15 protein-coding genes are annotated in these 12,516 nt (G+C 34.2%); 7 read left to right on the top strand and 8 right to left on the bottom strand.

What is annotated here, in order from left to right; translation table 11 throughout:
- Window positions 1–8 precede the first annotated feature (8 nt).
- The gene (gene purN / locus ED556_RS02440; RefSeq protein WP_296318964.1) at window positions 9–602 is read right to left on the bottom strand and encodes a phosphoribosylglycinamide formyltransferase; all 594 of its coding nucleotides are present in this window, start codon (window positions 600–602) and stop codon (window positions 9–11) included.
- Between the two features lie 180 nt (window positions 603–782).
- On the opposite strand from purN, the gene ED556_RS02435 reads away from it, so the two are divergent.
- The 5 genes from ED556_RS02435 (at window position 783) to pyk (ending at window position 5,079) form a co-directional block, all read left to right on the top strand.
- Window positions 783–1,016, top strand: coding sequence for an acyl carrier protein (locus tag ED556_RS02435; protein ID WP_008269813.1), 234 nt, complete (start codon window positions 783–785; stop codon window positions 1,014–1,016).
- Window positions 1,017–1,029: 13 nt separating this feature from the next.
- Entirely contained in the window at window positions 1,030–2,280 is a 1,251-nt protein-coding gene (gene fabF, locus ED556_RS02430; protein ID WP_296318961.1) for a beta-ketoacyl-ACP synthase II, read from the top strand.
- A gap of 7 nt (window positions 2,281–2,287) precedes the next feature.
- Entirely contained in the window at window positions 2,288–3,034 is a 747-nt protein-coding gene (rnc, locus tag ED556_RS02425; protein ID WP_296318960.1) for a ribonuclease III, read from the top strand.
- 120 nt (window positions 3,035–3,154) lie between these two features.
- Window positions 3,155–3,634, top strand: a complete 480-nt coding sequence (locus ED556_RS02420; RefSeq protein ID WP_296318958.1) for an IPExxxVDY family protein — start codon at window positions 3,155–3,157, stop codon at window positions 3,632–3,634.
- 5 nt (window positions 3,635–3,639) lie between these two features.
- Complete coding sequence (gene pyk / locus ED556_RS02415; RefSeq protein ID WP_296318957.1) at window positions 3,640–5,079, top strand: pyruvate kinase; 1,440 nt, start codon at window positions 3,640–3,642, stop codon at window positions 5,077–5,079.
- Window positions 5,080–5,147: 68 nt separating this feature from the next.
- On the opposite strand, the gene ED556_RS02410 is transcribed toward pyk, so the two are convergent.
- From ED556_RS02410 to ED556_RS02380, 7 genes are all read right to left on the bottom strand, one after another.
- Window positions 5,148–5,918: a formyl transferase gene (locus ED556_RS02410; RefSeq protein ID WP_296318955.1), complete on the bottom strand. Its 771-nt coding sequence runs from the start codon at window positions 5,916–5,918 to the stop codon at window positions 5,148–5,150.
- Complete coding sequence (locus ED556_RS02405; protein WP_296318953.1) at window positions 5,911–6,906, bottom strand: polysaccharide deacetylase family protein; 996 nt, start codon at window positions 6,904–6,906, stop codon at window positions 5,911–5,913. The genes ED556_RS02410 and ED556_RS02405 overlap by 8 nt, the downstream gene beginning before the upstream one ends.
- Before the next feature lie 101 nt (window positions 6,907–7,007).
- Window positions 7,008–7,994, bottom strand: coding sequence for a hypothetical protein (locus ED556_RS02400; RefSeq protein WP_296318949.1), 987 nt, complete (start codon window positions 7,992–7,994; stop codon window positions 7,008–7,010).
- Window positions 7,995–8,023: 29 nt separating this feature from the next.
- Complete coding sequence (locus tag ED556_RS02395; protein WP_296318947.1) at window positions 8,024–8,386, bottom strand: glyoxalase/bleomycin resistance/extradiol dioxygenase family protein; 363 nt, start codon at window positions 8,384–8,386, stop codon at window positions 8,024–8,026.
- A gap of 51 nt (window positions 8,387–8,437) precedes the next feature.
- The gene (gene dinB, locus ED556_RS02390) at window positions 8,438–9,547 is read right to left on the bottom strand and encodes a DNA polymerase IV (RefSeq protein ID WP_296318946.1); all 1,110 of its coding nucleotides are present in this window, start codon (window positions 9,545–9,547) and stop codon (window positions 8,438–8,440) included.
- 73 nt (window positions 9,548–9,620) lie between these two features.
- On the bottom strand, window positions 9,621–10,676 hold the full coding sequence (locus ED556_RS02385; protein ID WP_296318944.1) for a hypothetical protein: 1,056 nt from the start codon (window positions 10,674–10,676) through the stop codon (window positions 9,621–9,623).
- Window positions 10,677–10,685: 9 nt separating this feature from the next.
- The gene (locus tag ED556_RS02380; protein ID WP_296318942.1) at window positions 10,686–11,150 is read right to left on the bottom strand and encodes a T9SS type A sorting domain-containing protein; all 465 of its coding nucleotides are present in this window, start codon (window positions 11,148–11,150) and stop codon (window positions 10,686–10,688) included.
- A 203-nt stretch (window positions 11,151–11,353) separates the two neighbouring features.
- Between ED556_RS02380 and ED556_RS02375 the strand changes: the two genes are divergently transcribed.
- Together ED556_RS02375 and ED556_RS02370 are read left to right on the top strand one after the other, a co-directional pair.
- Window positions 11,354–11,989, top strand: a complete 636-nt coding sequence (locus tag ED556_RS02375) for a hypothetical protein (protein WP_296318940.1) — start codon at window positions 11,354–11,356, stop codon at window positions 11,987–11,989.
- 16 nt (window positions 11,990–12,005) lie between these two features.
- Window positions 12,006–12,476 (top strand): CYTH domain-containing protein, encoded by a 471-nt coding sequence (locus tag ED556_RS02370; protein WP_296318939.1) that lies wholly within the window; start codon window positions 12,006–12,008, stop codon window positions 12,474–12,476.
- The last annotated feature ends 40 nt before the right edge of the window (window positions 12,477–12,516 follow it).

The raw sequence follows: 12,516 nt of genomic DNA, 5'->3' as shown, positions 1-12,516 counted from the left end.
TAGCCATTTTAGTATTTTAAAGGGACTTCGAGAGCCTCGGTGCCCAATAATTTTTCAACCACCTTTGGAAAATGCTCAAACTCTAATTGGTGAATTTTTGACGCAACATCTTCTGCAGAATCTGATGGTAGTATGCTACATTTTGCCTGAAAAATTATAGCACCTTCATCGTAGTTTTCATTTACATAATGTATAGTTATACCTGTTTCAGACTCTTTATTTTCCACAACTGCATTATGTACATGCATGCCATACATGCCTTTCCCGCCATATTTTGGTAGTAAAGCAGGATGAATATTTATGACTTTATTTTCAAATTCTTTTAAAATAAACTCTGGAAATTTCCACAAAAAACCTGCCAGTACAATTAGGTCTGGTTGGGCTATTTTTAAAAGATTAAGGACATTTTCAGACTTTGAAAACGCTTGGCGATTAAACGAAAACGCAGGGATATCGAGCCGTTTGCAACGATCTAATACTTTGGCATGGGGATTGTTGGTCAACACTTGAGTAACAGACCCAAGGTCACTGTTTTGAAAAAACCTTATCAAATTTTCAGCATTACTTCCCGAGCCGGACGCAAAAATTACAATACGTTTCATAAACAGTTATCAAGTTTGTAATATTCAGACAAAAAAAAGAATAATAATTTACAATTAGGCTCATATTTTAAATACTTGTTTATATTTTTACTGTAAAGACCACATTTTATTGGTAAAAGTATTTTTTAAAATAAAGTTTTTTATTTTTGCGGTCTAATTAAAACTTAAAAACTAAACATTATGTCAGACATTGCATCAAGAGTAAAAGCGATTATCGTGGACAAATTAGGTGTTGATGAAAACGAAGTTGTAACTGAAGCTAGCTTCACTAACGATCTAGGAGCAGATTCATTAGACACAGTAGAGTTAATCATGGAGTTCGAAAAAGAATTTGATATCCAAATTCCAGATGATCAAGCTGAAAACATTGCAACAGTTGGTCAAGCTATCTCTTACATAGAAGAAGCAAAATAAGAATTAAAATTTTATGGAATTAAAGCGAGTTGTAGTTACTGGTTTAGGTGCACTTACTCCAATTGGCAATACTAAAGACGATTATTGGAATGGTCTTGTCAATGGAAAAAGTGGTGCTGCCACTATAACGCATTTTGATGCTGAGAAGTTCAAAACGCAATTTGCTTGTGAAATAAAAGATTTCAACGTTACTGACTTTATTGACAGAAAGTTAGCGCGTAAGATGGATAAGTTTTCGCAATATGCAATGGTGGCTTCTGATGAAGCTATTGCAGATGCAAAACTTGACCTTGATACATTAAACAAGTACAGAGTTGGTGTTATTTGGGGTGCCGGAATAGGTGGTTTAGAAACATTTCAGGAAGAAGTGTTGAACTTTGCTAAAGGTGATGGCACACCACGTTTTAACCCATTCTTTATTCCAAAAATGATTGCAGATATAGCACCGGGTAATATTTCCATTAAACACGGATTTATGGGACCTAACTATACCACAGTTTCTGCTTGTGCTTCCTCGGCAAATTCAATGATTGATGCTCTAAACAATATTCGTTTAGGACATTGTGATGTTGTAATTACTGGAGGAAGTGAGGCTGCAGTTACAATTGCTGGTATGGGTGGTTTTAATGCAATGCACGCAATGAGTACTCGAAATGATAGTCCTGAAACAGCTTCAAGACCATTCGATGCAAATCGAGATGGTTTTGTATTGGGCGAAGGAGCAGGAGCTATTGTCTTAGAAGAGTATGAGCATGCAAAAGCAAGAGGCGCAAAAATATATGCTGAAGTCGTTGGTGGAGGTTTATCATCAGACGCATATCATATGACGGCACCACATCCTGATGGAATTGGTGTTGTTGCGGTGATGAAAAATTGTTTAGAAAATGCAGGCTTAAATCCTGAAGATGTAGATCATATTAATACACACGGAACATCAACTCCACTAGGTGATGTTGCCGAACTTAAAGCTATATCTGAAGTATTTGGCAGCCATGCTAAAAATATCAATATTAATTCTACAAAATCTATGACTGGTCATTTGCTAGGAGCTGCTGGTGCTATTGAAGCTATTGCTTCGATACTGGCATTAGAGCATGGTATTATTCCACCTACAATTAACCATGAAACAGTTGATGAAAACATAGATTCAGAATTAAATCTAACGCTAAATAAAGCTCAGAAACGAGACATCAAAGTAGCAATGAGTAATACATTTGGATTTGGCGGTCATAACGCTTGTGTATTATTCAAAAAAATAGACTAAATCCCGAGTGAGTTTCATTCGTAACATATTAAAAAATTCCCGTTCTGGTAAAGACGGGAATTTTTTTTTAGAACTTCAACAAATACTTGGGTTTAAACCTAAAAAGAAACACTATTACATTAAGGCCTTTACGCATCGTTCGATGAATCTTAGAGACAAAAAAGGCAATCCAATCAACTACGAGCGATTAGAGTTTGTTGGCGACGCAATGTTAAGTTCTGTAATAGCATCATATCTTTACAATCAGGTTCCGCATGGTGATGAAGGTTACCTTACCAAAATGCGCTCTAAAGTAGTAAGTAGAGAGCATCTTAATGAATTAGGTAAAGAGCTCAACCTCATTGACTTAGTTAATAGTAGAATTCCTAAAAACAACTTCGGAAATAATATTCACGGAAATCTTTTTGAAGCTCTAGTAGGCGCAATCTATCTTGATAAAGGTTATAAGATTTGTGAACGGTTTATCTACAATAGAATCATTGATCCACATGTCGATATAGAACGTCTCGAAGGCAAAGTAATTAGCTATAAAAGTCTTCTTATTGAATGGTGTCAGAAGGAGAAAAAAACCTTCAATTATGACGTTTACGAAGACACTGGTAAAGACGCATTAAAGCATTTTTCGGTTAAACTAAGTATTGCCGATAAAGTGGTCTCTAAAGGTAGAGCAACTTCAAAGAAAAAAGCTGAAGAAATAGCATCAAAACGCGCATTTTTTGCATTTCAAGGTAAGATGTCGAGACATTTGTATTAAATTTTTATTAAATACCGTTTCCGAAAACGTTATAGTAGCACCGTAAGGACAAGTTTCGTATAAACTTAATAAACCAACTGCTTTTATATAGTTATATTTACTCGAAATTTTGAGTAAGATATGGCACTGCATAAGCTCTTAGTAGATGATTTTTACGATGAAACCTATGTGCTAATAGCTGTACATTGTAACTTAGAAGACTATAGATTGGCTTATTTGGTCAATAAGTATTTTGGAATTAATTTAACTAGAAATGCTAAAGATCTAGACTTAAATTATACCTCATCATCGTATGCTATATATGATTGGTATGATGCCGAAAAGCAAGCCCAATGGAATCTTATTGCAAACATTTGTAGACGAGAAGAAGAAGGCATATCTAGTAGTGGTGTGCTTTTTAATGATGATAAAAAAATAACGAAAACATACAATCTGTTGCCAGAGTTAAAACAGGTTGATTTTTTTATAAAAATCACTAATGATACGCAACAGTTAAATGAAAAGCTAATAATAAGCAAATTGCAAAGTATACCTCAAATAGTGACGAGCTATACAGTAGATTTGAAAACATTAAAATCAACCGACCATTTAATATTTTAGAATACATGGTAAATAAGAAAACTAAAATAGTAGCGACTCTAGGACCCGCCACAAGTAATAAAGAGATTTTAAAACAGATGCTTGAAGAAGGTGTTAATGTATTTAGAATTAATTTTTCACATGCAGATTTCGAAGGTGTAAAAGAGCGCATTAAAATGATTCGAGAGCTCAATGATGAGCATGGATTCAACGCCGCAATTTTGGCAGATTTACAAGGTCCAAAATTGCGAGTCGGAACGATGAAAGAAGATGCTGTTGTTAATCCGGGTGATGAAATTGTTTTTGCTACTGGTGAGCGCTTTGAAGGCACAAAAGAGCGTGTGTACATGACCTACGATAGATTCCCTCAAGATGCTAAACCAGGTGAGCGCATCTTATTAGATGATGGGAAGTTGATTTTCGAAGTGGTGTCTACTGACGGAAAATCTGAGGTGAAAGCTAAGGTTATTCAAGGCGGGCCATTAAAGTCTAAAAAAGGTGTAAACCTTCCAAACACTAATATTTCTCAACCCGCACTAACTGAAAAAGATATAGAAGATGCCATTTTTGCGATTGGACAAAAAGTAGATTGGATAGCATTATCTTTTGTGAGACATGCTGAAGATTTAATACAACTTCAGAAGCTGATAAATGACCATAGTGACCATAAAATTCCGATCGTAGCTAAGATTGAAAAACCTGAAGCTGTTGCCAATATTGATAAGATTGTAGCATATTGTGATGGTCTAATGGTAGCTCGGGGAGATTTAGGCGTTGAGATACCCGCTGAAGAAGTACCATTAGTACAAAAGCAATTGGTGCAGCGTGCAAAGCGTGCAAGAATTCCCGTTATTATTGCAACTCAGATGATGGAAACTATGATATCTAGCCTTACACCAACTCGTGCTGAAGTTAATGATGTTGCGAATTCCGTTATGGATGGGGCTGATGCGGTAATGCTGTCAGGCGAAACTTCTGTAGGACAATATCCTGTTCAGGTGATTCGTCAGATGTCGAATATTATTAAAAGCGTGGAAGATTCCTCTCTTATTGAAGTACCTCAATCACCACCGCATATTCGTACAAAACGTTATATCACAAAATCTATTTGTTACCATGCGGCTCATATGGCTAATGAGATTAACGCCAAAGCCATTTCTACACTAACTAATAGTGGTTATACTGCATTTCAAATTTCAGCATGGCGACCATCAGCGCATATACTGGTATTTACGTCTAACCTTCGTATACTAACCCAATTGAGTTTACTTTGGGGTGTTACAGCCTTCCACTATGATCGCTTTGTAAGTACAGATGAGACAATAGAAGATGTAAATGCCATTGCTTGCAAAAAAGGGTATCTAGATGTTGGTGATATGCTTATTAGTTTAGCGGCAATGCCAATACAAGCTAAAGGTATGGTAAATACACTACGAGTTACTGAGATTGAGAGTTGTAGTTTTTAATACCTTGAGATAAGTAGTAGATTAAAGCCTATGGTCAATTCTGCTTTATTGGTTAAGGCATTATCTTTTTATTTTACCCCTTTTATTATTCTTTTGTAAAGGTAAAACCATAAGGTTGGATGATACCATAGTTTACTCTCAGAAATATTTGGGCTAACTTCTTCTAACTTATTATTAATAAAATCTGTTATTGCCTTCTTCATAATTAAAATTCCTACTCCTATTTGGAGATAGGTATATGTCACAAAATTATCCTTTGCGGTCGTCAATATATTTTGCTGAAATAAAATACCACCAGTATCAATTCCACTATCAACAAGATGAACAGTCACACCACAGTTGTCTTTATCTTCGTTTGCCAATGCCCAATATCCGCCATAGACTCCTCTATATTTTGGAGTAATCCCGGCATGTGTATTTATAAAAGTAGCATCACTACAATTCAACATTTTTTTTGATATAATTCGTGTTCCATTTACGATAATTAAATCGGGATTTTCTCTTTTAATAAGTTCAATACACTCGACCGAATTTACCGAATTGACATTATGAATGGTGCTTTCAGGAATGGGTTTTGAATCAAGGTTATAATGACGTTTTATTTCTTGAATCCTTTTTTGAGAAATGCGTTCCAGTACTTTTGGTATTGTCAACTGAAACAGGATTTGCCCAATAACCTGAAAATACCCTAATCGTTTTATTCTCCTTTTCAAGAATTTCTTTCTATCGGGTTTTTCTTCTATAATTACTTTTGATATATGAAAGGAATCCTTTAGGCCATTATACATAAAGGTCGAAGACTTACCTTTTCCTGTAAGCATAAATATCTTCTTATTCATTTATATCTATTTGTTGTAAAATTGTTGACAAATCCTCCATGGACACACTTTCAAAACCATATTTTTCATTTAGAAAAGCATAATGTGTAAGAACATCATTCAAAAAATTAAGATTTTCTTTTTGATTAATTCCAAAATTATGCGGATGCCACCAAAGGTGAAATACTTCCCCTCTTTTAGCGGCGTGTGTCATACTCTTTAGTATTCTTCTCAACCTTAATTTTTCAAATTGTTTTAATTTTTGTGAATACGGTCTCAAAAACCTGCTCGAAGGGATATCGTAAGGTTCTTTTTTTGCTATTTCTTTCAAAGAATAACAATTATGGCCAGAAATATTTATATAAGTATCTAAAAGTCTAAAGACCCTTTTTCTTAAATTTTCATCTTTTGCGTTTGCAGCATCATAAAACCAAACCCTTTCATTTCCTCTGTAAGAAGTTATACCTAGATCCTTTATTATTTCTAAGTATTCATCATTAAATTGATTTCTTGGGAAAACCAGACTCCTTAACGTAATATTTTTTTTCTTAGCAATTTGGAGAGCGGCCAACGTATCGTCTTTAAAATCTTCCTTTGTTTGACCAGGCTCAAGGCAGTAATAGTGAGAAAATGTATGAGTTGCTATTTCCTGTTTAGGATATTTAAGTATTAGATCAATTAAGCTAGAGGCAAAGTGGTATTTGTTTTTTTCTTCTATATCATCTAATAATTCAAAATGGCCATTATATGGAGAAAGATTTTTATTTAAATAATTAGGTTTGCGCGAAGGAAAAAATTCAAGAAGTTCTTTTTTGGAAGAAGCAAATAAAAACCCGACAGTTGCCCAGGTTCCTTTTACGTTATGTTTTTCGAAAGCTTCAAGCATTTTGGGTATAGCTTCCCATACACCCATTATGTTTTCGCCATAGGAGTCAGGTGTTTTCTTATCTCTCACGCCCCATAATAATTCAAAATCTAATGAAATTATAAACTTCCCTGTGGTATTCATTTTTTATTAGCTGATAAACTTCAATACTATATGTCTACTTACGCTTAAAATTAAGCATTGGCGAATTTCGGTCAAATTTTTTACAATGCCAATATTAATCCTTATTGAGTGCTGTCAAAATCTACTTTATAGATACGACTAAACCCATTATCGTACTTATTAAGCTCCGATATGAGTTCTTTTGTAGTGGAATAGCCATTTTCTTTTTGTGCAACACTACTTCTACGGCTAGTAAAGTATAAGGTTTGGTTGTTTACAAATGGACAAAACTCCATGTGTTTTGAGTTTATTATTTCTCCAAGGTTTTCTGCTGTTGTCCACTCGCCATTATTATTTTTACTCATATACATATCGCCAGAACCTAAACCGTCTGCACGTCGCCAACCACCGAAAATAATATAAGATTCATCGGGTGCTATAAATGCATTGTATTCGGCGCCTTTGGTATTAACACCTGGGCCTAAAATTTCGGGTTCTGAATATGCGTTATTTTCCCATGTACTCATAAAAATATCATCAGCAGATTCTAATTCTTTTTTTATAGCTGTAAAGTAAAGATTACCATTACCGGCTACTGCAGGATAAAACTCATCACCATCTGTGTTTATCGGTGCTCCAATATTTTTTGGTTCTGACCAAGCATCTGTTTTTGAAGCACGTTCTACGTACCAGATATCCATGTCTTTTGTAGTTGAACTGTCTCTTGATATTGGACGATTAGACACAAAGAAAAGTTTTAAATTATCTGGAGATAAAAAAGGCTCTAAATCTGTATAGCGTCCAGAAAAACGACTGATTACTGGATCTTGCCAAGCGTCATTTATTTTTTCAATTTTCATGATTACAGACAACTCTCTTGCTGGACTTTGTAATGAAAAATAGGCTTCAGTTTCATCTGTGTTCATGGTGAAATCTCTAACATTGGCGAATTTTGAAAAGATATGCTCAGCAAACGGCTGGACACCATCTTTTACAGCTTCATTTTGATCAATTTCGTAATCAACTACATCTGGTGTTTCCACCTTTTCATTACAAGATAGGATTAAAGTAAAAGCGATAATGGAAGTGATTAGTCTAAGTGGTTTCATGATTGATATTTTAGTTTAAAATGTGCTTTCTACACGTCTTGGACAATAAAAACAGCATTATTATTAAGGTCATAAAACCCAAACTCGTGAGTGCCCCAAGCTGTGTTGCGTCTAAGCTTATCTGACGTAACCGTTTGACGCTCTAAAAACTCCTTAAAGATAGGCTCAATATTATCTACAAAAATCTTCATAACTGAGCCGCCAAGTAAAGGATCGTCTTCCGTATCTGCATGCCATTGAAGGTGCATGCAAATACTTTCTCTAAACATTACTGCGTACATACTGTCTTTATACATTAACCTAAAGCCAACGTGTTTTTCATACCAAGCGATATCTCTATCAATATCTTGACTAGGTAAAACGGGTGTAACACCCAAAAGCTTTGTTTTCATTTGTTAACTTTTAATAGGTTTTAATTTATAAAGAAAAGCTTACTAAATCTTCTAAAAATCGAACTTTAACTGTACGCTAACGGTTTTTTTTTCGACATCTACTGACTTTTTTTCCTTGTTTTCGGTATTGAGATTAGATAACGAAATACCGAGTAGCCGTACGGAATTATTCAGTTTTTCTTGATAAAGTAAATCTTTGGCAGTTTCAAGAATGATAGATTTGTCACTAATATAATATGCTAAAGTTTTGCTCCTCGTTTGTAAGGTAAAGTCACTATATTTTATTTTGAGAGTTATTGTTTTTCCTGCAACTTTACTCCTTTGTAAGCGTTTAGACACTTCTTCAGCAATATGCTCTAATTTTTCTAGCATAAAGACTTCAGATGATAAGTTTTCACTAAATGTTCGCTCAGCAGCTAGAGATTTTCTAATGCGGTTTGGCTTTACTTCGCTATTATGGATACCCCTAACCACATAATAATAGTAACGACCAGATTTTCCGAAGTTTTTATCTAAATATTCTAGACTTTTAGATTTTAATTCTTTCCCTGTAAAGATGCCTTTTTGGTACATTTTTTCTGCAGTGACTTTACCAACGCCGTAGAATTTTCGGATGTCTAAATCTTCTAAAAACTGATTAACATCTTCAGGGTTAACCGTTTTTTGCCCGTTAGGCTTATTGTAATCGCTAGCAACTTTGGCGATAAATTTATTAATAGAAATGCCTGCGGATGCTGTTAAGCCAACTTCATTATAAATACGTTCTCGTATCTTTTGAGCAATTAATGTAGCGCTTGGCAAACCAATTTTATTTTCGGTGACGTCTAGATATGCTTCGTCTAGGGATAATGGTTCGACCAAATCTGTATAATCTAAGAAAATGCGTTTTATTTTTTTAGAAATTTCGCTATATCTATCAAAACGTGGTCTTACAAAGATTAAATGCGGGCAAAGCTTTTCGGCCAATCTACCAGACATAGCACTTTTTACACCAAACTTTCTAGCCTCGTAACTGGCAGCACTAATGACACCACGCTTTCCGCCACCACCAACAGCTAGCGCTTTTCCTTTAAGTTCAGGATTATCCATCTGTTCTACGGAAGCATAAAATGCATCCATATCTACGTGAATTATCTTTCTTATTGGTAAACCTTCAAGCATAAAGTAAATGTAATGCTTATTAGTCACACAAAGAGAGGCTAAATAAAATCAATCACTAAGGTTGAGATAAACCTTAGTTACTTGATTGCGATATATTTGATGTACCAACAAAAGACGACACACTTTGCGAAGACCATGTGCCAATAACAGCACTAAAGGCATATATCACGCTATCATCACTAACAAGAAAAGTCCCATTAGAAGCAACTACATTAGAGTTACCTACAAAAGATGATACGCTTTGCGAAGACCAATTATTGGTTTTTGTATTAAAAGCATACATAATACTATCGTCAGAAACTAAAAAATTTCCGCTAGAACTAATCACATTGGAGTTGCCTACAAAAGACGATACACTCTGCGAAGACCATGTGCCAGTATTGCCATTAAAAGCATACATAACGCTGTCATCAGAAACTAAAAAATTGCCGTCAGAACTAATGACATTAGAGTTACCTACAAAAGACGATACGCTTTGTGAAGACCATGAGTCATTTACCGCAGAATAGCCATACATTACTTCATCATCTGAGACTAAAAAATTTCCGTTAGATGTAATAACGTTAGAGCTTCCAACAAAAGAAGATACGTTTTGCGACGTCCATGTACCAGTATTAGGGTTGTAATTGTAAATAATGCTATCATCATCAACAATGAAATTTGTTGACGAAACCACATTTGTAGTTGGTATTTGCACATCAGATAATCCATCTGCACCAGTTTCTACGGTAGTTGTTCGCGATGCATATAATGCATAAGGCACACTTAATAATTGACTTGTACCTTCTATAGAATATGTGGTACCACCATTTGGGTCAGTTTCAGACTTAATAAAGTAGGTTCCGTTACCCCAATCTATCGAGGCAAAATTGTCTGTTGTAGCTCCAGAGCCAATCTCTAATACAACCAAACCGTTATCATTAGTAGATGCTGTATGAGTCTCCGAGTAAACCGTAGTTCCTGTTGCTGAACCTTCTAGAATACTTATTCTAATACCAATAGGACTATTTATAATTAATGCATCGTCAGCAGCTCTTATAATTGCTTGATAACTCATTAATTCTGGTGCTTGAGCATTAATAGTAAAGGTGAACAGTAATGCAGCTAAAACAGTGTAAACTTTTTTCATATTGGTAGATTATTTTTTAATTATTTTATGGGATTCGAATAGGGTATTGTCTTTATAAATATTTAAGATACATATAGAAGACGTTATAGGTTTAAGGTTGATTTTTGTATCCGTGTTTTCAATTTTTCCTTTTAATAATTGTTTTCCGGTTATATCATAAATTTGATAGGAAAGTTGAGACATCTCTCTTAGATTAATCATGATATAATCTGAAGTTGGATTTGGAAAAATATTTAAAGAGATTAACTCTTCCGTATCTAAGCTTAATGAGGTTAAAACTTCAAACGAAACTTGGGAGCCAGTTGAAGAACTTCCGCCTGGGCCTTCTGAGGGTTTATAGTGTATTAAACCAACCGAATACGCTGATTTTCCACTAGCAGATTGACTGCTTTTCCCAGAAGAAGTTACGTTTTCTTGTGCCACAGAAACTTGGAATAAAAGGCCCAAAAAAAGTACTAGTATTTTTTTACTCATAGATATCAGTATTTGAGTTGAAAGATAAACTGTTTTATGTTTTTAATGAATGAAAAATAGGTTTAAATTTAAACTAATTATTACAGCTTTATAATTGAAATACATCGTATGTTTTGGTATTATCTTGTGCTTTTAAAGCATAATACGCTGTTTAATTAGTATAATGAATATTTTTACATCAGTTAATCGAAGAAAAATAATTAATGAAAATTAAATTACAGATAATATTTGCGTTATTAAGTATTCTAACAATTTTCAATAGCTATGCCCAAAAGCGCAAAGGAAAGATCACGCTCATTGAGGAAAAAAAGAGTTTAAGTTTTGATGGGTATGTCAAGATTATGGCCAATGGTAATATTTTGTTTAGAGAAACAAAACGAGAAAGCGGTAAAGAATTTAAAAAGGATTTTATTAAGAGAATAGAAATTTATGAGGGTAAACAATCTGGGAATTATGAGTTTTTTAAAAATCCAGAAGATGAGAAGGAAAGGATTCTTTTAATTGAACTTGCTGCCGGCAATATTACTCTATTTAGCCAAACCTCTTATGGAGGTGGAAGTCCTTCATTTTATAGTTTAGGAGAACCTTCTACATTTTCTGGAACATTGGGTGGGTCTTATATGATTATTGACTATTTCGTAAAAGAGAAAACGGATTCAGATATAGAGTATCTCACAACCTTCACAGGTCACAAAAGAACAAAGCGGTTTTTTATTGAGATGCTTGCAAGATTTTTTTCCGATTGTAGCGATTTAAAACAGAAAATAAAGGCTTTGGAATTTGAATACGATTTAACAAAAATAGTAAACTACTATAACAACAATTGTAAGAAAGACTAATACTCAATTTAGTTCAATGATTGAAATAGAACGAAAATTTCTAGTAACATCTGATGCTTTTAAGGAAGAAGCTTTTAAAACTTATGTAATAAAGCAAGGCTTTTTAAATAGTGATAAAGAACGCACCGTTAGAGTTAGGGTTAAAAAAGACAATGGTTTTTTAACGATTAAAGGATTGTCTTCTGATGATGGTTTGTCTCGTTTTGAATGGGAAAAAGAAATTACTCTTGAAGACGCTGAAGCATTATTGCTGCTATGCGAACCTGGAATTATAGATAAAACGCGTTACGAAGTTAAATTAGATAATCATGTATTTGAGGTAGATGAATTTTTTGGTGATAATAAGGGTTTAATTGTTGCCGAAATAGAGTTGTCATCCAAAAATGAAGCCTTTAAAAAACCCAAATGGTTAGGAAAAGAAGTTACAGGGCAAGTAAAATATTATAACGCTCAATTAGCAAAGCACCCTTATAAAACTTGGACATAAAAAAAGCACAAGGTCAACTTGTGCTTTTTAAATGACTTAT

Origin of the sequence: Winogradskyella sp. (assembly GCF_003712105.1) — a bacterium.
In the GTDB taxonomy this organism is placed as follows: Bacteria; Bacteroidota; Bacteroidia; order Flavobacteriales; family Flavobacteriaceae; genus Winogradskyella.
The sequence above is the reverse complement of the archived record's forward strand: the minus strand, read 5'-3'. Positions and strand labels throughout refer to the sequence as shown.